The organism is Altererythrobacter sp. CAU 1778 (assembly GCF_054482795.1).
The window spans coordinates 1,103,118-1,125,634 of the sequence record NZ_JBTLRP010000001.1; the positions used below are offsets into that span (position 1 = coordinate 1,103,118).

23 protein-coding genes are annotated in these 22,517 nt (G+C 64.3%); 13 read left to right on the forward strand and 10 right to left on the reverse strand.

What is annotated here, in order from left to right:
• Nucleotides 1-33 precede the first annotated feature (33 nt).
• Nucleotides 34-1,491, forward strand: a complete 1,458-nt coding sequence (cysS, locus tag ACXYN8_RS05150) for a cysteine--tRNA ligase (RefSeq protein WP_458888241.1) — start codon at nucleotides 34-36, stop codon at nucleotides 1,489-1,491.
• Complete coding sequence (locus ACXYN8_RS05155) at nucleotides 1,488-2,441, forward strand: D-2-hydroxyacid dehydrogenase (RefSeq protein ID WP_458888242.1); 954 nt, start codon at nucleotides 1,488-1,490, stop codon at nucleotides 2,439-2,441. Before cysS ends, ACXYN8_RS05155 begins: the two co-directional genes overlap by 4 nt.
• Nucleotides 2,442-2,444: 3 nt before the next feature.
• Here the strand turns inward: ACXYN8_RS05155 and ACXYN8_RS05160 are convergent, their stop codons facing one another.
• A complete protein-coding gene (locus ACXYN8_RS05160; protein ID WP_458888243.1) occupies nucleotides 2,445-2,816 on the reverse strand; it encodes a hypothetical protein in 372 nt (123 codons plus the stop codon).
• On the reverse strand, nucleotides 2,806-2,997 hold the full coding sequence (locus ACXYN8_RS05165; protein ID WP_458888244.1) for a hypothetical protein: 192 nt from the start codon (nucleotides 2,995-2,997) through the stop codon (nucleotides 2,806-2,808). Before ACXYN8_RS05165 ends, ACXYN8_RS05160 begins: the two co-directional genes overlap by 11 nt.
• 186 nt (nucleotides 2,998-3,183) lie before the next feature.
• Between ACXYN8_RS05165 and ACXYN8_RS05170 the strand changes: the two genes are divergently transcribed.
• The 7 genes from ACXYN8_RS05170 (at nucleotide 3,184) to ACXYN8_RS05200 (ending at nucleotide 7,740) form a co-directional block, all read left to right on the forward strand.
• On the forward strand, nucleotides 3,184-3,798 hold the full coding sequence (locus ACXYN8_RS05170; RefSeq protein WP_458888245.1) for a LexA family transcriptional regulator: 615 nt from the start codon (nucleotides 3,184-3,186) through the stop codon (nucleotides 3,796-3,798).
• 39 nt (nucleotides 3,799-3,837) lie between these two features.
• Nucleotides 3,838-4,506, forward strand: a complete 669-nt coding sequence (locus ACXYN8_RS05175) for an MBL fold metallo-hydrolase (RefSeq protein ID WP_458888246.1) — start codon at nucleotides 3,838-3,840, stop codon at nucleotides 4,504-4,506.
• A gap of 166 nt (nucleotides 4,507-4,672) precedes the next feature.
• A complete protein-coding gene (gene rpmF / locus ACXYN8_RS05180) occupies nucleotides 4,673-4,855 on the forward strand; it encodes a 50S ribosomal protein L32 (RefSeq protein ID WP_458888247.1) in 183 nt (60 codons plus the stop codon).
• A gap of 28 nt (nucleotides 4,856-4,883) precedes the next feature.
• Nucleotides 4,884-5,963, forward strand: coding sequence for a phosphate acyltransferase PlsX (plsX, locus tag ACXYN8_RS05185; protein ID WP_458888248.1), 1,080 nt, complete (start codon nucleotides 4,884-4,886; stop codon nucleotides 5,961-5,963).
• On the forward strand, nucleotides 5,960-6,928 hold the full coding sequence (locus ACXYN8_RS05190) for a beta-ketoacyl-ACP synthase III (RefSeq protein ID WP_458888249.1): 969 nt from the start codon (nucleotides 5,960-5,962) through the stop codon (nucleotides 6,926-6,928). The genes plsX and ACXYN8_RS05190 overlap by 4 nt, the downstream gene beginning before the upstream one ends.
• 105 nt (nucleotides 6,929-7,033) lie before the next feature.
• Nucleotides 7,034-7,336: an integration host factor subunit alpha gene (locus tag ACXYN8_RS05195; protein ID WP_458888250.1), complete on the forward strand. Its 303-nt coding sequence runs from the start codon at nucleotides 7,034-7,036 to the stop codon at nucleotides 7,334-7,336.
• Entirely contained in the window at nucleotides 7,336-7,740 is a 405-nt protein-coding gene (locus tag ACXYN8_RS05200) for a MerR family transcriptional regulator (RefSeq protein ID WP_458888251.1), read from the forward strand. Before ACXYN8_RS05195 ends, ACXYN8_RS05200 begins: the two co-directional genes overlap by 1 nt.
• 23 nt (nucleotides 7,741-7,763) lie before the next feature.
• Here the strand turns inward: ACXYN8_RS05200 and ACXYN8_RS05205 are convergent, their stop codons facing one another.
• The 3 genes from ACXYN8_RS05205 to ACXYN8_RS05215 all read right to left on the reverse strand — a co-directional run bounded on the left by ACXYN8_RS05205 (nucleotide 7,764) and on the right by ACXYN8_RS05215 (nucleotide 12,026).
• A complete protein-coding gene (locus ACXYN8_RS05205; protein WP_458888252.1) occupies nucleotides 7,764-8,291 on the reverse strand; it encodes a SixA phosphatase family protein in 528 nt (175 codons plus the stop codon).
• The gene (locus tag ACXYN8_RS05210) at nucleotides 8,288-11,026 is read right to left on the reverse strand and encodes an ATP-dependent DNA helicase (protein ID WP_458888253.1); all 2,739 of its coding nucleotides are present in this window, start codon (nucleotides 11,024-11,026) and stop codon (nucleotides 8,288-8,290) included. The genes ACXYN8_RS05205 and ACXYN8_RS05210 overlap by 4 nt, the downstream gene beginning before the upstream one ends.
• Nucleotides 11,027-11,159: 133 nt before the next feature.
• Nucleotides 11,160-12,026, reverse strand: coding sequence for a mechanosensitive ion channel family protein (locus ACXYN8_RS05215; RefSeq protein WP_458888254.1), 867 nt, complete (start codon nucleotides 12,024-12,026; stop codon nucleotides 11,160-11,162).
• A gap of 1,616 nt (nucleotides 12,027-13,642) precedes the next feature.
• Here ACXYN8_RS05215 and ACXYN8_RS05220 point away from each other — a divergent pair.
• Nucleotides 13,643-14,470 (forward strand): hypothetical protein, encoded by an 828-nt coding sequence (locus tag ACXYN8_RS05220; RefSeq protein ID WP_458888255.1) that lies wholly within the window; start codon nucleotides 13,643-13,645, stop codon nucleotides 14,468-14,470.
• A 107-nt stretch (nucleotides 14,471-14,577) separates the two neighbouring features.
• Nucleotides 14,578-16,212: a lysine--tRNA ligase gene (locus tag ACXYN8_RS05225; protein ID WP_458888256.1), complete on the forward strand. Its 1,635-nt coding sequence runs from the start codon at nucleotides 14,578-14,580 to the stop codon at nucleotides 16,210-16,212.
• 18 nt (nucleotides 16,213-16,230) lie between these two features.
• On the opposite strand, the gene ACXYN8_RS05230 is transcribed toward ACXYN8_RS05225, so the two are convergent.
• On the reverse strand, nucleotides 16,231-16,923 hold the full coding sequence (locus ACXYN8_RS05230) for a prolyl hydroxylase family protein (protein ID WP_458888257.1): 693 nt from the start codon (nucleotides 16,921-16,923) through the stop codon (nucleotides 16,231-16,233).
• 76 nt (nucleotides 16,924-16,999) lie between these two features.
• Here ACXYN8_RS05230 and ACXYN8_RS05235 point away from each other — a divergent pair, with 76 nt between their 5' ends.
• Entirely contained in the window at nucleotides 17,000-17,563 is a 564-nt protein-coding gene (locus tag ACXYN8_RS05235) for a cytochrome b (protein WP_458888259.1), read from the forward strand.
• 84 nt (nucleotides 17,564-17,647) lie between these two features.
• On the opposite strand, the gene ACXYN8_RS05240 is transcribed toward ACXYN8_RS05235, so the two are convergent.
• Nucleotides 17,648-18,547 (reverse strand): RcnB family protein, encoded by a 900-nt coding sequence (locus tag ACXYN8_RS05240; RefSeq protein ID WP_458888260.1) that lies wholly within the window; start codon nucleotides 18,545-18,547, stop codon nucleotides 17,648-17,650.
• 248 nt (nucleotides 18,548-18,795) lie between these two features.
• Between ACXYN8_RS05240 and ACXYN8_RS05245 the strand changes: the two genes are divergently transcribed.
• Nucleotides 18,796-19,380 (forward strand): flavin-binding protein, encoded by a 585-nt coding sequence (locus ACXYN8_RS05245; protein ID WP_458888261.1) that lies wholly within the window; start codon nucleotides 18,796-18,798, stop codon nucleotides 19,378-19,380.
• On the opposite strand, the gene ACXYN8_RS05250 is transcribed toward ACXYN8_RS05245, so the two are convergent.
• From ACXYN8_RS05250 to ACXYN8_RS05260, 3 genes are all read right to left on the reverse strand, one after another.
• Complete coding sequence (locus tag ACXYN8_RS05250) at nucleotides 19,381-19,965, reverse strand: hypothetical protein (protein WP_458888262.1); 585 nt, start codon at nucleotides 19,963-19,965, stop codon at nucleotides 19,381-19,383.
• Between the two features lie 104 nt (nucleotides 19,966-20,069).
• The gene (locus tag ACXYN8_RS05255) at nucleotides 20,070-20,507 is read right to left on the reverse strand and encodes an FKBP-type peptidyl-prolyl cis-trans isomerase (RefSeq protein ID WP_458888263.1); all 438 of its coding nucleotides are present in this window, start codon (nucleotides 20,505-20,507) and stop codon (nucleotides 20,070-20,072) included.
• A gap of 150 nt (nucleotides 20,508-20,657) precedes the next feature.
• On the reverse strand, nucleotides 20,658-22,469 hold the full coding sequence (locus tag ACXYN8_RS05260) for a sensor domain-containing diguanylate cyclase (protein ID WP_458888264.1): 1,812 nt from the start codon (nucleotides 22,467-22,469) through the stop codon (nucleotides 20,658-20,660).
• Nucleotides 22,470-22,517 lie beyond the last annotated feature (48 nt).

The window sequence follows — 22,517 nt, forward strand, 5'->3', positions numbered from 1 at the left end:
TTCGATGGCCGATTGCGGCAAGGGCTACGCGCCATGACCGACACGCCGCTCAAGCTGTTCAATTCGCTCACCCGCCAGACAGAAGATTTTAAGCCCGTTCATCCGGGCGAGGCGCGGGTCTATTCCTGCGGGCCGACCGTCTACAATTACCAGCACATCGGCAATATGCGCGCCTATGTCTTCGCCGACACGCTCGGCCGCACGCTGCAATGGAAGGGCTACAAGCTCACCCACGTCATCAATATCACCGATGTCGGCCACCTTACCTCCGACGCGGATGCGGGCGAGGACAAGATGGAGCGGATGGCGGCGAAGGAGGGCAAGTCGGCCTGGGACATCGCGCGCTTCTATCAGGAAGATTTCGAGCGGGATTTGGCGCGGCTGAACGTTCAGCCCAAGCAGCACCCGCGCGCCACCGAATATGTCGAAGCGATGATCGCCTGGGCCGAGAAGATCGCGCCGAAGCATTGCTATGAACTGGAATCAGGCCTCTATTTCGATGTCGCGACCGTCGCCGATTATGGCCGCCTCGCCCGCGCGGTGACCGACGAGGGGGAGGGCCGGATCGACGCCGTCGAAGGCAAACGCAACGCCGCCGATTTCGCCATCTGGCGCAAGACTCCGGCGGGCGAGACGCGGCAGATGGAATGGGACAGTCCCTGGGGCAGAGGCGCGCCCGGATGGCATCTCGAATGCTCGGTCATGGGGGAGGCACTGCTCGGCTTCCCTTTCGACATCCACACCGGCGGGATAGACCACCGCGAAATCCATCACCCGAACGAAATTGCCCAGAACCAGGCGTATTGCGGCTGCGGATCGCTCAACGATGCGACCCATTCCGGCGCGAAGATCTGGATGCACAACAACTTTCTGGTCGAGCGATCTGGCAAGATGAGCAAGTCCTCGGGCGAATTCCTGCGGCTGCAACTGTTGATCGACAAGGGTTACCACCCGCTCGCCTACCGCATGATGTGCCTGCAGGCACATTATCGCAGCGAGCTGGAGTTCAGCTGGGACGGGCTGGGCGCAGCGCTCACGCGGCTGAAGCGCATGGTAATGGCCGCAGAGCGCCTGCCTGCTTCCAGCCCGAGCGAAGGCGGGGCTCACCAGCCCCTTCACCCCAAGCTCGCGCCGCTGCGGGAAAAATTTGCCGCCGCCATGTCCGACGACCTCAACACTTCCGTCGCTTTGACGGCCTTTGAAGAAGCGCTGGCGGTGAAGAAGATCGATGCTGGAGCGAAACGCGCGCTGATCGCGGAAATGGATGCCGTTCTCGGCTTGAACCTGCTCGACCTGACCCGCGCCGATCTTCGCATCCGTCCTGCGGAAGCCCAGATTACCGAGCCTGAAATCGAGGCTGCTCTCACCCAACGAAAGGCCGCCCGCGCGGACAAGGACTTCGCCCGCTCTGACGCCCTCCGCGAAGAGCTTACCGCAAGGGGCGTCGAAGTGATGGACGGCGATCCACTCGGCTGGGAATGGAAGCTATGACCGAAAAGACCACCACCGCCGCTCTGTCCGCCATGGTCCGCCCGCTGGTCGAGGCGCGGCTGCCCGACTGGGTCGATCCGCTATGGTTCTCCAGCGTCGACGAGGCGCTGGCGCTGGCGCCAAAAGCGGAGATAGGCTGGTTCGACTTCAATGAGAAAGAGCCGATGGCGCAGGCGGTCCGCGCGGCGACGCAGTTGAAGTGGCTCAACTCGATATACGCCGGTCTCGATTTCCTGCCGATGGATGTGCTGACAGAGCGCGACGTGGTGGTGACCAACGGCGCGGGGATCAACGCAATCACCATCGCCGAATATGTCGTCATGCTGATGCTGGTCCACACCAAGGGCTATCGCGACGTCGTGCGCGCGCAGGAACGCAAGGAGTGGCTGCGCGATTCGCCGGGCAAGATGGAGCTGGCCGGATCCAGCGCGCTGTTGCTCGGCTACGGTGCGATCGGGCAGCTGGTGCAGACCCGATTGGCGGCCTTCGACGTCGATGTGACGGTGGTGCGCCGTTCTGCCAAGGGCGAGGGCGTGCTCGGCCCGGACGAATGGCGCGGGCGGCTCGGCGAATTCGACTGGGTGATCCTCGCCGTTCCTGCCACGGACGAAACCGACGCCATGATCGGCGCATCCGAACTTGCGGCGATGAAGGACAGCGCCGTGCTGGTGAACATCGCGCGCGGGACGGTGATCGACCAACCGGCTCTTGTCGAAGCGCTCACCCATGAAACGATCGGCGCGGCGATGCTGGACGTGACCACGCCGGAACCTCTGCCTGCCGACCACCCCCTGTGGGGCTTCGAAAACGCTCAAATCACGATGCATCTGTCGGGCCGCGCGCAGAGCCGGATGTTTCAGCGCGCGGCCGACCGCTTCATCGAGAACCTCCACCGCTGGAACGCGGGCGAGGCGGTGGAACCGCGCTTCTACCCCGAGCGCGGCTACTAGTCGTCAGGCGTCCTCGAGCAGGAGAAGCTCGCAAGTCACCCGCATGAAGGGTTCGGGCGCAATGCGGTGGTCGACCTCGATGACTTCGGCTTCCGCGACTAGCTGACCGGGGATCGCGAATTCGTGATCTGGCAGAGCATCGATCATTGCCTCTCCGGCCGCGATGGCTTCCGAACCTGCGAAGGAAAGCGTGACCCGATGTCGCGTCCCGGCGAAGGTAATGCTGGCCCAGTTGCTCTCCGTATGATTTTCAAACCGCGCTTTCGGGCCGGCGAATTCTGCCAGCGCGAGCCGCACGCGATCGCCGACGGTCCGACGTTGACGGCGCACGCGCGGGACCGACACGGGGGGGCGAATGGGGTTTTCAACGGACATGGAGGTCCTCCGCTTCGAATCCGGTCATGAAGGCCTCGATCCGGCGCCGGGTATGCTCCCGCGGCTCGCGACCCATGCGCAGGTCGAGCACGAAGCGCGGATCATGCGCGGCGAGGCGGCCGAATTTCGTCGCGGGCATATCGTGTCGGCGGAGGAAGGTTTCGATCTTTCGGATAAGCATGGGGTGTCCTGTTGCTTGGTCGGTGCGGCCATCGGCCCGAATCGCTGTTCCCGTTTTGTTCCAATCGAAATCCTACTTGTCTAGGAAAAATCCTATGCTATAGGAAATTTCATGGAAGGTCTTTCTGAAGACGAGCGCGCGGCGCGTGGGCGATTGCAGCAGGTTGCACGGGGTGCAGGTGCGAGCATGGCTGCCCTGTCGCGCCTTATCGGGCGCAATCCGGCCTATATGCAGCAGTACATGGTGCGCGGCAGTCCACGTCATCTGGATGAGCCGGACCTTCGAAAAATTGCAGAATTTTTGGGAGTTTCTCCGCGGGTTATCGAGACGCGGCGGTTCGAGGATACACGTTTCGATGCGCCGACGCAGCGTCGCGCCGCGATGCAGGAACTTGAGCGGGAAAATTGGCTTATGGTTCCCCGCCTGGCAATCGACGCGTCGGCCGGTCCCGGCGCTTTCGGAGCGCAGGAAATTTCCTACGATGCGATTCGATTCTCTTCCAGATGGATACGCGAAATGGGGCTGGATGGGGCCGATCTGTCCGCGATCCGCGTCGAGGGTGACAGCATGGAGCCGATCCTGCGTTCCGGTGACGAGATACTGGTTGACCGCAATCGCCGGTCCAGTGAGGGGGTCCACGTCGTGCGGGTCGACGACGTCCTGCATGTCAAGCAGGTGCAACCGCTGGGGAACGGCAGGATCGCGCTGATCAGTGCGAACGATGCATACGCCCCGATCGAACTCGACCGGTCGCAAGTGGATGTCATCGGCCGGGTCGTGTGGAAGGGTGGGCGCATCTAGCCCTTGTTCTCGCCCATACGCGCGGCCATGTTCGCGCCCATGACCGAAGCTACTTCCCAGCCGCCCATGCGCGCGGCGATCATTCCCGTCACGCCCCTGCAGCAGAACTGCTCGCTAATCTGGTGCACCAGGACGATGAGGGGCGCGCTGACCGATCCCGGCGGCGATTTGCCACGGGTCAGGGATGCGCTGACCAAGACCGGCGTGACGCTGGAGAAGATCCTCATCACCCACGGCCACATCGACCACTGCGGAGAGGCGGGCATCCTTGCGAAGGAACTCGGCGTGCCGATCGAAGGGCCGCATGAAGCCGACCGCTTCTGGATCAGCCGCCTCAATGAAGATGGTGCGAAATACGGCGTCAACGGACAGGTGTTCGAACCCGACCGCTGGCTGGACGACGGAGATACCGTCACCGTGGGCGAACTTGAGCTAGAGGTCATTCATTGCCCCGGCCATACCCCCGGTCATGTCGTCTTCTTCCACCGGCCCAGCAATTTCGCCGTCGTCGGCGACGTCCTGTTCCAAGGCAGCATCGGGCGAACCGACTTTCCGATGGGCAATCACCAAGACCTGATCGACGCGATCACGAAGAAACTCTGGCCCCTTGGCAACGACGTGACGTTCATCCCCGGCCACGGCCCGACCAGCACTTTCGGGCGCGAACGGCAGACCAATGCCTTCGTCAGCGATCACGTGCTGGCCTGACATCATCGCCGCTCAAGCCTTGCACGCGCGCGAAAACCCGCTATAGGCCGCGCCTTCGCCGCAAGCCGGAGACCAGCATCGACGCACCGCCCCGGCGGGTTGTGCGATGTCGGCGCTTCGCCTAAGGCGGCTAGCAAGCAGTTTTTATTGTAGAACAGGTGCCGCAATGGCTGTCCCCAAGAGAAAAGTTTCGCCCCACCGTCGGGGCAACCGCCGGGCGCATGATTCGCTCAAGCCCGAAGCATTCCACGAATGCTCCAACTGCGGCGAGCTGAAGCGCCCGCACAACATGTGCACGGCGTGCGGCCACTATAACGGCCGCATGATCATCGAGCCCAAGGGCTTCTGATCAAACTAACTGCCGGAAGGAGTCGCGCATGAGCCTGCCGCGTATCGCTGTCGATGCGATGGGCGGCGATGAAGGCGTGCGCGTAATGGTCGAGGGCGCAGCTCTCGCCCGCCGTCGGCACGAGGGCTTCAAGTTCCTGCTGGTCGGTGACCAGACGCGGATCGAAGCGGCGCTGGCCGAGCATCCCGGAATGCGCGACGCGTCGGAGATCCTCCATGCGGAAGACGTCGTCGCGGGTGACGAAAAGCCCACGGCGGCGCTTCGTCGTTCCAAGACAACCTCGATGGGCATGGCGATCAACGCCGTCAAAGCCGGGCACGCGGGCGCTGCGGTGAGCGGCGGCAACACCGGCGCGCTGATGGCGATGAGCAAGCTTGCCCTGCGGACCATGCCGGGGATCGACCGACCTGCGCTCGCTGCATTGATGCCGACGCTGGGCGACAATGACGTCGTCATGCTCGACCTCGGCGCCAACACGGAATGCGACGCGCGCAACCTGGTGCAGTTCGCGGTGATGGGCGCGGCCTATTCGCGGATCGCTCTGGGCGTCGCTACGCCCCGCGTGCGTTTGCTCAACATCGGCACCGAGGAAACCAAGGGCACCGAGCGACTTCAGGAAGCGGCGGGTCGGTTGAAGGACGCCACTGGCCTTGCCCTCAGCTTCGAAGGCTATGTCGAGGCCGACAAGATCAATCGCGGCGAAGTCGACGTCGTCGTGACAGATGGCTTCTCCGGAAACATCGCGCTCAAGGCGATTGAGGGCGCGGCGCGCTTCGTCACGGACCTGTTGCGGGAAGCCTTTACGAGTTCGCTACGCTCCAAGATCGGCTTCCTGGTCTCGCGACCGGCGACCGAATTGCTCAAGCACCATCTCGACCCCAACAATCACAATGGCGCGGTCTTTCTCGGCCTGAACGGCGTGGTGGTGAAGAGCCATGGCAGCGCCAGCGCAGCCGGTGTCGCCAACGCCGTCCATGTCGCAGCCCGCCTGCTGGAGGATGACCTGACACAGCGGATCAGCGCGGATCTTTCCGAACTGCACAAGAGCCTCGGCGGCGGCAGCGCTGCCGCCGGCAACGACAGCACGACGGCGCGGGAAAGCGCATGATCCGTTCCGTCCTGCTCGGCAGCGGCTCTGCGCTGCCCAAGCGTGTTGTCACCAACGCCGAACTGGCGGAGCAGGTGGACACCAGCGACGACTGGATCGTCGAGCGTACCGGTATTCGGCAGCGCTATATCGCCGGTCCGGATGAAACGACGGGTTCGCTCGCGACCGACGCTGCCCGCGCAGCTATCGAGGCTGCCGGAATCGCAGCCTCGTCGATCGATCTCATCGTCCTCGCGACGGCGACGCCCAATCAGACCTTTCCGGCCACGGCCACGAAGGTTCAGGCGGAGCTTGGCTGCAACGGCGGGATCGCGTTCGACGTGCAGGCGGTATGCTCCGGCTTCCTCTACGCGCTGGACGTTGCCGATTCGCTGCTGCGGACCGGCAAGGCAACCCGCGCGCTCGTGATCGGGGCAGAGACCTTCAGCCGCATCCTCGATTGGGAGGACCGCGCCACCTGCGTCTTGTTCGGCGACGGAGCCGGCGCCTTCGTGCTCGAAGCGCGCGAAACGGATGACGCGACGGGCGAGGGCATTCTCGCCAGCCGCCTTCATGCAGACGGAAATCACTGCGACTTGCTGTTTGTCGACGGCGGCCCTTCGACCACGCAGACCGTCGGCCACCTTCGCATGAGCGGTCGCGAAGTCTTCCGCCACGCGGTTCGCAACCTTTCCGACGTCCTTGGCGAAGTGCTCGAGCAGGCGGGAATGGAGGCGAGCGCGATCGACTGGGTCGTTCCGCATCAGGCCAACCGCCGCATCCTCGAGGCCACGGCGAAAAAGCTCGACTTGCCGATGGAGCGGATCGTCGTGACCGTGGATCAGCACGCCAACACTTCGGCTGCTTCGGTGCCGCTGGCGTTCGACCAGGCATGGCGCGACGGGCGTATCAAGCCGGGACAACTCGTGATGCTGGAAGCGATGGGCGGCGGCTTCACGTGGGGCGCCAGCCTGCTGCGAACCTGATTTCTGCACAGGCAAGCGGTTCAACCTTTTGCCGTTGCTGCTTTTTCGCTATTACTTATAACGTTGTAAGTTCCCTGGGTCGCGCTGGGAGGAGACACACCCATCATGATGCGTTCGATTGGAACACTGACGCGTGCCGATCTGGCAGAAGCGCTCAATCGGAAGCTTGGCTTTTCGCGCTCAGAATCGCTCGATATGGTCGAAAGCATTCTCGCCAAGATGTGCGGCGCGCTGGACAAGGGCGAGAACGTGAAGATCTCCGGGTTCGGCAGTTTCATCCTGCGCGACAAGCGCGAACGGGTGGGCCGCAATCCCAAGACCGGGGTTGAAGTGCCGATTACCCCGCGCCGCGTGGTCACTTTCCGCGCCAGCCAGAAGCTCAAAGACAAGATCGTGCAGGCCGATTGATGGGCGGCGCCGGACCGCTGTTCGACGATGGCAAGGACGATGGCGCCATGCGCACCATCGGGGAAGTCTCGAAAGCGCTCGGTATCAAGCAGCACGTCCTGCGTTATTGGGAACAGCAGTTCCCGATGCTTACGCCGCTGAAGCGTAGCGGCGGGCGGCGGCTTTACCGCAGCGAAGATGTCGCGATGGTGCAGACCATCGATCGACTCGTGAATCGCGAAGGCTACACGCTGAAGGGCGCAAAGGCTGCGATTGCGAAGGGGCAGGCGGGAGATGGCGATGCGTCGGTATCCCAACCGACACCGGAACCAGAACCGCCGGAGCAGCGTGCTCCGACAAATGCCGATATTCTGCCTCAGCTTCGCGCCATCCGCACACGGCTTGCCGCCGCGCTAGAGGGCTAGGTTCGGCTCCTAGTGTTCGGGGCCTAGTGCTCAGGCCCGAGTTCGGAGTCGAGGTCGCGCGGACGTGCGAAGTGCACCAAGGTGCCGCAGCCGCGGTCGATGTCATTCCAGTCGTCGATCGCAAGCTCGAATACGAGGAAGCTTGCGGTCGGAAGCTTCAGGCCTGCTTCCTCCAGCAGATCGGGCGGACGACTGTCGCTGGCGATTTCGAAGACCATGTCATGCAGGCCTGGATTGTGGCCCGCCAGCAATACGGCGTCGTTGTCGGCGCCGCGTTCGCGCAGCAGGTCGAACAGGGTCGAGGTGTCCGCAAGATAGGCGCGCTCGGTGAATTCGACCGGCCACGATAAATCGGCGGCAGCGATGGTCTGGCGCACACGTTCGGCCGCGCTGGCGATCACAAGGTCCCACTTTGCGCCGTATTCGCGCATGTGCCTGCCCATCAACGCCGCCCCACGACGCCCGCGTTCGTTCAGTCCGCGGTCGAAATCACGCAGGTTCATGTCGTCCCACTCGGACTTGGCATGACGGAACAGGCCGAGGCGCTTCACAGGCTCTCCTTCGTTGCATCGCTTGGTGCGGTGTCTGATTGCGGCGAAACACGCTCGCGCACGCGTTGTAAAGCCTCATCGAGTGTCATGCGCATGACAGGCGTTCCTTCGGGAAACGCGCTATGGAAGCGGCTGGGGAATGCAGAGCTCAGCATGACGAAATGGCCGCGGTCGCCGCGCGTGCGGATCAGGCGACCGAAGGCCTGTGCCAACCGCGCGCGGATGATCCGGTCATCGTGGATGCTGCCACCGCCAGCCAGCCGGCGCGCGCGGTGGAGAATGTCGGGGCGCGGCCATGGAACCTGCTCCATCACGACGCAGCGCAGCGATTCTCCGGGCACGTCGACCCCGTCTCGCAGGGCATCGGTGCCGAGCAACGACGCCAGCGGATCGTCGCGGAAGATGTCGACCAGCGTGCCGGTGTCGATCGGGTCGACGTGCTGCGCGTAGAGCGGCAGACCTTCGCGCGCCAAACGATCGGCAATGCGGCCATGCACCGCGCGCAGGCGGCGGATCGCGGTGAACAGGCCGAGCACGCCGCCGCCACTCGCCTCGATCAGGCGGGCGTAGGCACCGGCAAGCGCCGGTATGTCGCCGCGGCGGACGTCCGTGACGATCAGCACTTCGGCCTGGTTCGCATAATCGAACGGGCTTTCGGCGGCGATCAGCTTCGGGGAAAGATCGATGTGCGGCGCGCCGGAATGCGCGACGGCGGACTGCCAGTCCGCCCCCTCCGCGTCGCGATCGCACAGGGTCGCGCTGGTCATCACGACGCCGTGTGCCTGTTCCAGCACGACCTTTGCAAACGGCTTCATCGGATCGAGCCAGCGGCGGTGAATCCCGATGTCGAACTCGCGCGAGTCGGAGCGGTCGACTGCCAGCCAGTCGACGAAATCCGGGTCCGCCGGGCCACCCAGACGGTTTAGTAGTGCTTCCCAGGCCGCGATCAGGTCGATCCGCCATGCGAGAGCGTGGCGCGCTCCGTCGATACGCGCACGGCCCTGCGCATCGAGCCAGTCGGGTGCATCCTCGACCAGTGCTTCCAGCCGCACGCCGAGCTTCACCAGCGGCTGGCGCATCCGTGCGAGCGCCTCTGCCGCAGCTTGGGCCAGTTCGACGAAGTTGCCTTCCAGCTGCGCCGCTTCCGTCTCGATGCCGTAGCCCGCTTCCTGCCCGCCGCTCTCGTCGCGGGCGTAGGTGAGGCTGCGGACCGCGCCGAGCAGCGCCTCGATCGGACCGGATGGCGCGTTTTCCTGAAGCCGGCCTATCCATCCGTCGGAAGGCAGCGCCTCTGCTGCATCGCAGGCAGCCGCGATGGCCTCACCGCCGGCTTCGTCATAGCTCGAAACGTCCGCCAACCGCGCTGCAAGGCCACGGCGGCGGCCCTTCGATCCGCGCTCCGGCCCGAGCACCCAGCGCTTCAGTTCGATCGCCTCCTGCCCGGTCAGGGACGCCGCGAAGATCGAATCCGCCGCCTGGAAGACGTGATGACCTTCGTCGAAGACGATCCGCGTCGGTCGCAGCGCGTGATCGCGGCCGCGCGCGGCATTGACCATGACCAGCGCATGGTTGGCGATAACCAGGTCCGCCTGCGCGCTTGCGCGGGCGGAGCGTTCGATGAAGCATTTGCGGTAGTGCGGACAACCCGCATAGACACATTCGCCGCGCTGGTCGGTCAGCGAGGCGATGCCACGCCGGCGAAACAACGTGCCGAGCCAGCCGGGCAGGTCGCCGCCGATCATGTCGCCGTCGCGCGTGTAGGCGGCCCAGCGCGCTACCAGCTGCGCGAGGATGGCTGCGCGCCCGCCGAAGCCGCCCTGCAACGCATCTTCGAGGTTGAGCAGGCACAGGTAGTTCTCCCGGCCTTTGCGCACCACCACGGGCGGGGAACCGTCCGTGCGGGTTTCGGGCCAAGCCCGCCGCGCCTCGGCGCGCAGCTGGCGCTGCAGGTTCTTGGTGAAGGTGGAGACCCACACGGTGCCCTGCGACTGCTCCGCCCAGAGCGAGGCGGGGGTCAGGTAACCCAAGGTCTTGCCGACCCCGGTGCCGGCCTGCGCCAGCAACATGTGCGGCAGGCGGTCCGACTTGCGGGGGGCAAAGGCGCTGGCGGTGGCGCGTGCATAGTCGCGCTGACCCTCGCGCCGCTCCGCACCGGCGCCGGTTAGTCGCGCAAGGCGCGCATCGACGTCGCTTTCGTCGAGCATGACCTGCGCAGGTTGTGGACGTTCGGGCGCCTCCTCCCACTCCGGCAAGCGGGAGAACAGCCATTTCTCCGCTTTCTCCGGTCGCGCGACATGCGGCGTCAGGACTTGCGCCCAGGGCCACCGCAGGCGGGCAAGCGATTGCAGGATCGACCATGCACCCTCGCGTTCGGCCCAGTCGGCGCTCTCGCAAATCGCGATCAGTTCGCCAGCGGCGCGTTGGAGGAAGGCGGGAACGTCTGCGCCATCATCCGGGGCAGGCAGGTCGAGCGCATGGGCCAGCCCCTTGGGCGTCGGCACGCAGAACCGGGCAGGGCGTACGAAGGCGAACAGCTCCAGCAAATCCAGGCCGGAGAGGTCGGGGTATCCCAGTCTCGTCGCCACGAGCGGCGCGTTGCAAAGCAGCACCGGCGTGTCGGACGCGGCCATGATGGCCTCGCCCTTGCCAAGTCCGCGCGTCTCCCCATCGCGGCTACGCAACCACGTGCCCGCATGGCTGGCGTGCAGCGCAGGGAGGGGGAGGGCTTCCGGCACGTCGCCGCTATGCGAAGGCCGGAACGAAATGTAAACATCGCCCGCCGGGACTAGCCACAAAACGCAGCAGAAAGGTCCCGGCGTGGCCGTCAGTCAGATTAGGAAGCCCGGAGCCAGCGCGAGCGGGCGTGGTTTACTTTGCAGCATCGCTTCCGGGCAGTGGCACCGTTTCCTTGAAGGTATGCGTGACATAGGGGAACGGGATCTCGATCCCTGCCTGGTCGAGCGCCTTCTTGATTGCCTTGATCGCCTCGCTCTTGGTCTGGCGAAGATCGCGCGCGGCTGATTGTGCGTACCACTGCACGAGGAAGTCGACCGAGCTGGAATTGAACTCCTGCGCATAAACGATGACCGGACGATCTTCGACAACCGCGTCGACCGTCGCCATCGCGTCGTAAATGACCTTCTGCGCCTGCTCCAGATCGGTATCGTAGGACACGCCCACCACGACCTCGTTCCGGCGCACGGTGTCGTCCGTCAGGATTTTCACGGCGTTTTTGAACAGCATGGAGTTGGGCATGATGGTCAACTCGTTGGAAAGCTGGCGGATATGCGTTTCGCGAAGGGTGATCAGTTCAACCTTGCCGAGGACGCTCTCGACTTCGATCAGATCGCCGATTCGCATTTTCTCGCGCAACATGATGAGCACGCCGGCGAGGAAATTCTCGAAGATGTCCTGAAAGGCGAAGCCGATGGCCAGGGCACCGATCCCGAGACCGGCAATCAGCCCCGCGGGGGTGAAGCCGGGAATGGCGACGATCAGCGCCAGCATGATGCCGAGCAACCAGATGGCGAGCCGGATGACGGTCGCGATCAGCTGGCGCAGGTCCTCGCGGATGTTCGACTTGCCGGTCAGCATGGCGGCGATCCGTACGGCGGACTTGGCGATGAACCATGTCAGGATCAGTATGACGAAAGCGATGGCGAGGTTGGGCAGAATGGCAACAGCGCCCACGATCATGCTTTCGACCTGCTGCTGCAACGTAGCGATGTAATTCAAAGAAATTTCCCCTGTGGTCCTTTCTGAACTAACCTGAGGCGAGGCCCACGGTTCCGATTTGTCGTTCCAGACCATCGTTCCGGCTATGATTTGCGCCGCCGATATGCGTTATTCAGCGTGGTGACAGGTGGTATCGGGCGAGGGGAGTTGATGCGCGCAGGGAGGATCATGCGGTTGGCCGTTTGTGGCTGCCTGGCCGTGGCCGGTATGGGCGCGATTGCGCCTGCCCATGCGCAGCAAGGCGAAGTCCAGCGGGTCGAGGACCCGCCGCCGGAAGGCGCGACCTCACCAACGGTCCGTCCCGGCTCGACGCAGTTGCCGCCCGAGTTTCGCTTGCCCGACACATCGGCTCCCGGTGGCCCGTTTACGGTGCGGGGTCTGGGTAACGATGCGCGTGAAGAACAGCCGGCCGAACCGCAGCCGCAGCCCGTCCAGCGTGCTCCCGCGCAAAGAAGTCCCGCGCAGAGTGCTCCGGCCGAGACTGTCAGGGCGCCTGTCGCATCGAGCGAGGCACGCACTGCGCCGACCGAAGCGGCTCCTCCGCCTGCGGACAGTGTTCCTGCCGAGCGGGAAAGCGCCTCGGAAGCAGCGGGAAGCCTACCTGCCGTCTCCGGCAAGACGCCTGCGGCAGGTGCTTCGGTCACCGCCGGAGCGGTGGAACGCGCGGACGATTCCAGTCCGTTCTGGCCTGTCGTGCTGGTTCTACTGGTCGTTGTCGGCGGTGCTTTTCTCGCCTCGCGGCGGTTTCTCGCAGGACGAGCAGCCACTGGCGTAGTCGGCGCCCCCCAAAGCCAACCGGTCGCGCAACCGCAGCAGCCGCGTGTGCAACCCAGCCCACCCGCAAGGCTCGGAGCTGGGTCGGGCACACCGCCCACGCCGCCGCGCGCAGCCGGTCCCGTGAATGCCAATGGCTTTGTATCGGTTCCCTCGGGCAGGCCCGTTCAGCGCCCCGTCGTGCCGCCGCCATCGCAGCAAAACCCGCAACCCAAACCAGCGACGCAAGGCAATTTCGTCTCGGTTCCGGCCCGAAAGCCTGTCGGCCAGCCGCCAGCGCAGGCAGCAGGAAACAACGTGTCCATTCCGATCCGTCGGCCGCAGTCGCCAGCCACAGGATATTCGCTGACAGCGCCCCGAATCAGCGATCCTCGCAAGCGTTAGCAATACCCTAGAGTAGCCCATCCGGCCTTTCGGTTGGGCGCAAACCGCCTGCCGCTCATCGCTGCTGTGACCTTCTATATCTCTGAAAACACGGTGTTTCCTGTTATCTGAACGGTCGATAAACGGAACCGACTGAGAAAATCGTCCGTTTCTTTGTGGCTATGACGAAACCCCATCTCAACGCTCGTTGTGCCCCCGTCGCGATTGCCGCGATGCTGGCGCTTGGTACCACCACGGCGCCGATTGCGGCGGCTGCACAGGAGATGCAAACCGGCACGCCTGTGATGAGTTCGCCTGTCGCTCCGACGGCGCAACCGTCCACTGCGCCCACGATCGTTATTCCCGATGTGGAAACGACTATTCCGGCTGCATCATCGGTCCAGCCAACAACGCAAACTGCTACGCCGAGGGTGACCGCCACACCTGCGCAAGTCGCAGAAAGCAGCAACACAGCGCCAGTGACGAACCCACCTGCGGAGCGTAGCCAAACGCCTGTCCGCACCACCACTGCCGCTCCGGTTGCGGCGGTATCCCCTCCGAGCAACGCTTCGCCGCTACCGACAGATACAGGCGTCGAAACCCGACAAGCCACCGATGGCGAGCGCGTTTTCGATGACGGTGCCATCGCTCCCCCAGTCGTAACTGCTGGTGCCGACACCTCCGCACCCGCAGGCGAGCTTCGCGATCCTTCGGCAAACAGCCTGACGCTGCTGGCCCTGTTGCTTGGCGGAAGCGCAGCGGCAGTCTTTGCTGCATTGATGTTCGCCCGCCGTCGCCGTGAGACGGTGATGACAAGGCGTTCGACGCAGCGCGAGGTCGTTCTCGATGCAACCTCTCCGGCGCCGGGTGTCGCGACGATGATCGAAGAGAACCCGCGCGTTCCCGACGATGATATGCGACCCAATATTCTCGCTGCCCGGACGGGCGAGGTTGCTGCTTCGCCGGTCCCGCCGTCGCCACTGGCCCGAGAAGGCGACACGCTGGTGACCACCCGGTATGCGTCCGCTGCGCCAGCCGCTGTCGGCGCCATTCGGCTTCCCCGCGAGATGCCCCAGTTCCAGGCCGAGCGCCAGTTGCTGCTCGATCGCATGATCGCGGCTCAACCGGATGAAGCCAACCCGTTCCGGTCGCACAAGGCTCGCGCCCGCCGCGCCCGCCTCATCATGCAGTGGATGGATAGTCCCGCTCGCGAAAGCCGCGACCCGCAGTTCGACCTCAGCGCCTACACTCGCCACTGGAATGACGGTGAGGTCACCCAGACCCCGCGCGTTCCGGCGATGGCCTGAATGGCTTAACGAGGTTCCAGGAGGAAGGGCGGTCCATGACGGGCCGCCCTTCTTGCATCTGCCTTCGCACTTGCAACAGCGCGGCACCTCCCGCAAAGGCTGCGCCCATGAGCATGAGTGAACTGAGCGAAGCCGCGCGCGTCAACAAGACCTGGCCATTTCAGGAGGCCCAGAAGCTGCTCAAGCGCTATCCGGACGGGACCAAGCCGGATGGCTCGCCTGTCTTGTTCGAAACCGGGTACGGCCCCAGCGGCCTGCCGCACATCGGCACCTTTCAGGAAGTGCTGCGCACCACGCTGGTCCGACGCGCCTTCGAAGCGATTATCGGTGCCAAACCGGAAGACGGCCGAACGCGGCTTGTCGCCTTCAGCGACGACATGGACGGGCTGCGCAAGGTGCCCGACAACGTCGCCAACAAGGACCTGCTGGCGGCCAATCTGCACAAGCCCCTGTCGCGCATTCCGAGCCCGTTCGGTGACGAGCACGAAAGCTACGCCGCGCACAACAACGCGATGCTGCGCGCTTTCCTCGACCGTTTCGGTTTCGACTATGAGTTCGTCGCGGCGAGCGAGCGTTACAACAGCGGCGCATTCGACGATGCCCTGCGGCAGGTGCTGCGCAGGAATGGCGAAATCCTCGACATAATGCTGCCGACCCTGCGCGAGGAACGGCGCAAGACCTATTCGCCCGTACTGCCGATCAGCCCGGTTTCGGGCCACGTGCTCCAGGTGCCGGTCGAAGTCGTCGATGCGGAAGCGGGTCTGATCCGGTTCACCGATGAAGACGGCACCATCGTGGAACAGTCGGCGCTGGGTGGAATGTCCAAGCTGCAGTGGAAGGTCGACTGGGCAATGCGCTGGTATGCGCTGGGCGTCGATTACGAGATGTATGGCAAGGATCTGACCGACAGCGGCGTGCAGTCGGGCAAGATCGTTCAGGCGCTCGGCGGGCGCAAGCCGGAGGGGCTGATCTACGAGATGTTCCTCGATCAGAATGGCGAGAAGATCTCCAAGTCCAAGGGCAACGGTCTGTCCATCGAGGAATGGCTTGAATACGGCAGCGAGGAGAGCCTCGGCTTCTATATCTTCCCCAATCCCAAGTCGGCCAAGCAGCTGCACGTCGGCGTTATCCCGCGCGCGGTCGACGATTACTGGCAGTTCCGCGACCGTCTGGACGAGCAACCGCTCGACAAGCAGCTCGGCAACCCGGCGTGGCACCTGCTGCGCGCCAATGGCGGCTTTGCGGGGAGCGAGGCACCGGGAGCCGGGGAGAGCCTGCCGGTGACCTACGGCCTTCTGCTCAACCTCGTCGCCGTGCTTGGGGCAGAAGCCGACCGCGAACAGGTGTGGTCCTACCTCGGCAATTACATCGACGATCCCGATCCGGCGAAGCATCCGGAACTGGACGTGCTGGTCGGAACCGCGCTTGCCTACAACCGCGATTTCGTCGCGCCCACGCTGGTCAAGCGCGCACCGGGCGCGAATGAGACCGAGGCGCTCAAGGCGCTGGATCTCGCGCTCGACATCATGGCGGACGACACCTCGGCGGAGGATTTGCAGACAGTGGTCTACGAGGTCGGCAAGTCGGAGCAATTCGGCTTCGAAAACCTACGTGACTGGTTCCAGGCGCTTTACCAGACGCTGCTCGGCAGCGATCAGGGACCGCGCATGGGCAGCTTCATCGCGCTTTACGGAATTGCCAACACCCGCAAGCTTATTGCCGAGGCGCTGGCGAGGAAGTGAAGGCGCAGGCGGGCGGGGTCAGTTCCACTCGCCGGTGCGATACCACTGCGTTACGACATATTTGACACCCGCTTCCACCGGCATCCCGGCGTGGGCGGTCTGCAAATTCATCGCACCGTCGGGCGTGGCGTTGTTCCACGCCAGCAGAACGCCCTCGCGCGGCTCGATCGAGAGGCCGAGTTCGGTGAAATCGGTCGTTCCGCCCGCTTCGACATCGTTGAGAAAGATCATCGCGGTGTAGCTGCGCTGGCCGCCGCGGCTCATCTCCATGTCGAAGTAATTGCCCTCCGGATGAAACCAGTCGCAATGCGGCTTGAATTGCTGGCCCGGCAGGTAGCGCTGGCCCTGCATCGCCTCGCCGTACTCGGGCATGATGCCGAGCAAATCGTCCGTGCGACGCTTGATCTGGCGCACGAACGGATCCTCCCGGTCGACATTGCCGGAATACGATGTGCGGAAGGCGTCAGTGTAATTGCTGTCGTAGATCGCGGATGGCCTTGCGCAATCGTCGATCATTTCGCGCAGGCGCGCGCATTCCTCGGCACTCATGAAATCGCCGATGGCCCAAATCTCGGCCTCGTCGTTCGGCAGCTGATACGCGGAAGGATGTGCAGACAGCCGCCTGCGCACGGTTTCGCCGATGTCCCTCAGCCTGGGACGCTCCTTTTCCAGCAGGGCGCGGCGTTGATCGAGTGTCGTCGTCGTCGTCATGCAGCCGACAGTGGCGATGGAGAGGCGCGCTATCAAGGGCTCTTGCACCCTGACCGCATTGACTTACACCACGCAGATGAACGCACTCGCCAACACCGCCGCCCCGTCTCGCCGATACTCGCTCGGTGCGATGATCTTTCACTGGCTGATCGCCATCGCCGTGATCGTCAACTGGCGGCTTGCAGAATCGGGGCAGGAGATAAGGGGGGAGGCCGGGGCTGCATTGATGGGCAACCACAAGGCGCTGGGCATCACGATCCTGATCCTCACGATCGGCCGCATCATCTGGCGCCTGACCCACCCGGTGCCGCCGCTGCCGCGCGATATGGCAGTTTGGGAGAAGACGCTGGCGCGGGCCGTTCACGTGATCTTCTACGTGCTGCTGATCGCCCTCCCGCTGGGTGGCTGGCTCGCTTCGAGCTACGCAGGCCGCCCGATCGACGTCTTCGGCCTGTTCAGCCTGCCGGCGCTGCCCGTCGGTCGGAGCGGTGACACCGCCAGTACGATTTACGAGATTCACGCCACGGGCGGTTCGATCATGATCTGGCTGATCGGCCTGCATATCCTCGGCGCGCTGAAGCACACGTTCTTCGACAAGAACGGCGGCATTTTCCGGATGCTGCCCTTCGGCAGGGTATAGACAACGAAAAACCCCCGCCGGCTGCACGGGCGGGGGTTCCTCTGCCGGACCGGCACGAAGCCGGTCCGTCGATTATCATCCGGCTTACCAGAAGAAGTCGTAGATCACGTCGACCACTTCGCCGCTGTACATATCGACCAGCAGCACATCGTCGTAATAGCGCACCCAGCGATACGGACCGTACACTTCGGGCAGGCGGTACTGCCACGGGTCGTTGATCCAGTAACGGTTCGAATAGAACGGGTTGCCGATGTGGAAACCGATGCTCAGGCGGCTGTAGCGATGGCTGCGGTAGGGCGAATAATAGCGCCCGACCCGGTAAAGGCTGCGGTTCGAGTAGCGATAGCGCTGCCAGTCGTAGCGGCTCGAGTCGCGCCAGCGACGGTCCCACCGTTGGTGATCGCCCCGGCGATAGTCCCCGCTCCGATATTCGCCGCGGCGGCCATCGCGATAGCCGTCACGCCGCCCGTCGCGATAGTTCTGCCAGTTTTCGCGACGGTCGCTGCGATCGTCTGCGTGCCGTCCGTCACGATAGCCATCGCGGTAGGTCGAATTACGGTTGCGGTCGGAATAGCTCCGGTTGCGGTCGCCGCTGCGCCATTCGGACCGGCGGTCGCCGCGATTGTCGGCGCGCTGGCTGCGCTGCTGAGCCTCGCGCTCTCGCAAAGAGGCCGCGTATGCCGCGTTGTTTTCACGCAGGCGATCCGAATAGTTGCGACCACGGGTCTGACCGCGTTCCGCCTGCTGCTGCGATCTTTCGCTGCGCTGCTGGCGGACCGGGGCGGCCTGTGGCGGTGCGACTCGCGTAGGGCGCTGTGCGCGTTCGGTGCGCTGTTCCTGCGTACGCTGGCTGCGTTCCGACCCGCGCTGGCTGCGCGCCTCGCCCCGCTTGCCACGATCGCCGCCGCGCCGGTCGACCCGGTCGGGGCGCATCTCGGCCGATGCCGATGCGGCAGCGGTGGCTGCCTCCGCCTGGGCAGGCATGGCGGTTAAGGTAAGTGCGGCCGCAAGCGCTGCCAATCCGCTCGATCTGAACAAAGTATGGATAGTCATTGCGACCCCTTTCCCTAGATTGGCGCCACGACAGGGCGGCCAGTACATGCGGTGATTAGAGGGAAGGCGCTGACATAAGTCTGAACAAGGCGTAAAGCCTTACGTTCATGTTGGAGGGGGTGAGTGTGAACGGCCAAGACATACTGGACGGCGCGGTCGGGTGAGGGCAGACAACGCGAATGCAGAGCGTTCTCAAGGTGATCCACGCCGATCTCGCCGGGCGGCTGGCGGAAGGTTCGAACAACAGGCGCTCCCCCATGCACGTTCCGGTGGTGGCGACGGCTGATGCCGATGCGCGGGTCATGGTATTGCGAGATTTCGATGCGAACAGCTGGACCTTGCGCTTCCACACCGATGCGCGCTCCCCCAAATGCGCAGTCGTAGGCGATCGCGCGCCCATCGGACTTCTCTTCTACGATCCACCGGAGAAAGTGCAGATACGGCTGCGCGGCACCGGGCGGATCGCGCGGGAGGGCCCCATCGCAGATGCGGCCTGGACCGAAAGCACGAATTTCGCGCGGCGGTGTTACCTGGGAGAAGGGCCGGGCGCCGTGTCCGATACACCCACCTCCGGTCTGCCGGATTGGGTCGAGGGGATCGAGCCAAACGATTCGCAACTGATGCAGGCGCGCGCGAATTTCGCGGTGCTGCTGGTCGAAATCGCTCATGCCGACTGGTTCCACCTCTCCAACGACGGGCACCGGCGCGCGCAGTTCGATCGTGGCATCGACGGCGAATGGGACGGGCGCTGGGTAGCGCCCTGATCAGACGTCCTCGCCGGGCGTCACCTTTTCGATGACCGCGCGTACGGTGCGATAAAGCACGGTCACGGTTGCCGCGTTCATGCCGACCATTACCACGCTGGCAACGAACAACCCGTCGTAGAGGCTGACGTACCAGCCGTCGGGCAGCTCCTCGAACTCGCCCACCGGCAGGGTAAAGGCGAGCAACACGAACAGGCTGATCATCAGCGTCGCCGTGGCGAGCCGCGCGATCAGGTCGACGCTGCGATAGGTATCGGCGTCGAATTCCTTGTCCATTCGCCGGATCATCCCGATCAGCGTCAGCATCAGCGCAAGGATGGTGCCCGATGCAGTGACGATGGCTGATCCGAGATAGAGGCCGGCGCGGCTCAGGGCCTCGATCAACTGGGTGGCCTTCGCGCTGGAATAGACATCGCCTATCGCCCATCGCGCGGCGAAACCGATGACGCAGACCATCAGGAAGACGGCGGCGGACCAGTAGTGGTTCCGGACGGTATCGGGGATCGGCATTCGCATGGTCGGGTAACGGACCGAACCCGCGATGTATCCGATGAGACCGCGATCGTAGGCAACGCGGCTCGTCACTGGCAGGCCGCTCCTGCAACACATGGAACAGTGGCTTGGTAAGCGGCGGCGCTGGTCAGGTGCTAGCGCCGCCGCCCTCTAATAGGAAAACGCAAGGCGGGCCGTCAGGCGGCCTGCTTGATCTCGCGCAAGGTGATGTCGAAGGTCAGGTCCTCGCCCGCCAGCGGGTGATTGCCGTCCGCTTTCACACTCTCGTCGCCCACTTCGACGATATAGAGCGTCATCGGCTGGCCGTCGGGCTGCTGCGCCTGCATCGCCATGCCCGGTTGCGGTGCGGGCTCGGGCGGCAGGTTGGAGCGGGGGATGTCGATCACCAGATCGTCGCGACGCGGGCCGAAGGCCTTGTCGGAAGGTATCGCGATCTTCTGCTCGTCACCCACGCTCATGGAGGTCAGCGCCTCCTCGATCTGTGTGAAAATCTGTCCGGCCCCCAGCTGGATGTCCTGCGGGCCCTGTTCCTGCGTATTGCCGACCTCGGCGCCGTCGCTGCGGCGCAGGATGTAGTCGATGGTCACGGTGTCGCCGCTCTTGGGAGTGGTCATAGTGGTCCTCTTGGGATTTCGTGTTCGCGGCGCGCGAAAATGCGCGCGTCGGTACAGCGCCGCCGTATGCGGTCGCTTCCCGGCCATTGTCTCAAACCATCGCGGTCAGGTCAAATCGCGCCCGGCATCCTGCCTTGCAGCGGACACGCCTCAGGCGGCGACGGCATAGCGATTGCGGCCCGAATTCTTCGCATCGTACAATGCGGTGTCGGCGGATTGGAGCAAATAGGTGGCGTCTGCCCCCGGCTGGTACACCGTCACGCCAAGGCTGATGGAGATTTCGTCGACCCCGCATTCCGTCAGGGAGATTTGCGTCACCGCCTGTCGCAGACGCTCGGCGATCATGGTGGCGTAGTGGCGGTCGGCGCCCGGCAGCACGGCGAGGAATTCCTCGCCCCCGATCCGCGCGAACAGATCGGTCGGGCGCAGGCAGCGGTCGCAGGCTATCGCGATTTCCTTTAGCACCAGATCGCCGACAACGTGGCCGCAGGTGTCGTTGATCGCCTTGAAATGGTCCGCATCGAGCAGGATGACTGCGAACCGGTCGGCCCCCGCCTCGGCATCGGCAATCGTCGCATCGAGGAAGCGCATGGCCTTGCGGCGGTTGGCGGCCCCGGTCAGGGCATCGGTATCGGCGGCGACGGCTGCGGAGTGCGCGCGTGCCTCGGCCTCCTTGCGGGCGTGTTGCAGGTTGTCGAGCAGTTCGGCGCGTTCGGTTATGTCGATCAATACCCCGAAAATCGCGGCGACGCGGTCATCCTCCATCTCGACTTCGCCGCGGCTGGCGACCACCCGCACGGTGCCGTCCGGGTGAACCACGCGCGCCTCGAATTCGAAGCCGGTCTGGTTCTGGATCGCTTCCGATACGATGGCGCTGACCCGTGTCCGATCCTCAGGATGATAGGCTTCTATCGCGTTGTGCAGGGTCACGGCGCGGCCGGGCAGGTAGCCGCAGATCGTGTAGGTCTGGCGCGACCATTCGATCGTCTCTGTCGCGATGACATAGCGCCAGTGACCCATGTTGGAGATCTCCGCCGCGGTCTGGAGCAGGTCGCGGCTGTTGCGCAGCTCTGCCGCGCGGCGATTGCGGTCGGCGAGGATTGCCGCTCCGGGGAAGGAGGAAATCAACAGCGTCATCAGGTAGAACTGGAAGAACAGCGCGCGGTCGACTGGCTGCTCGACATAGGCGACCGGGCCTTCGCCCTGCACCGAGTAATAAGACCCGATGACCCCGATCACGGCAACAGACAGAAGCGCGCCCTCGAAACCGAGCAGGAAGACGGTGACCGACACCACCGCGAACGGCAGGAAAAGCAGCGGATAGTCGCTCTGCGCGAAAGTGGCGTAGCCTGCCACCGCGGCGCACAGCACCACCACCACACCCTGTGCGAGCCGGCGGCCATTCCGACGGCGGGTCTGCATCATCCAGCGACGCAATCCGCGCACCGAGTAGATCATCGCCGGTCCGACCAGCAGAATGCCCAGCAGCACGGTGACGACCCACGAGACGAAGAAGCCGACCCCCGCGTCCGACCCTGCAAAAACCAGCGCGACCAGTCCGCTGGAGAGCGAACCGGCGAGCGCCCCAAGACAGAAGCGCGCGACCCATGCGGGCCGGTCGAACGACAGGCAGCGCAGATCGCCCGAGCAGGCGACCCGTGCGACCACCAATGCCTCGATGATATTGGCGAGCGTGAAGCCCAGCGCCTTGGCCGGGCTCGCGCCGTAAGTGTAGTTGGAAAGCGCGCTCGCCAGCGCAATTCCGGCGATCAGCAGCAACCGCCCGCGACCCTGCAGCAGCAGCAGGCCCGCCACGGCAATCCCGCTGGAAGGCCAGACGTGAGCGATCCCGGCCTGGTTCTGCGTGTATTCCAGCGACGCAAAGGCAAGGGCGCCATAGAGCAGCGCAAATACCAGCGCCCACGCGGGCCGGAGGGGCTTGAAGTCTAAGCCGGAGAGCATTTCTCCGGCTTAGGCTCAACATGGTAAATGAAACGTAAGCTTTGGACC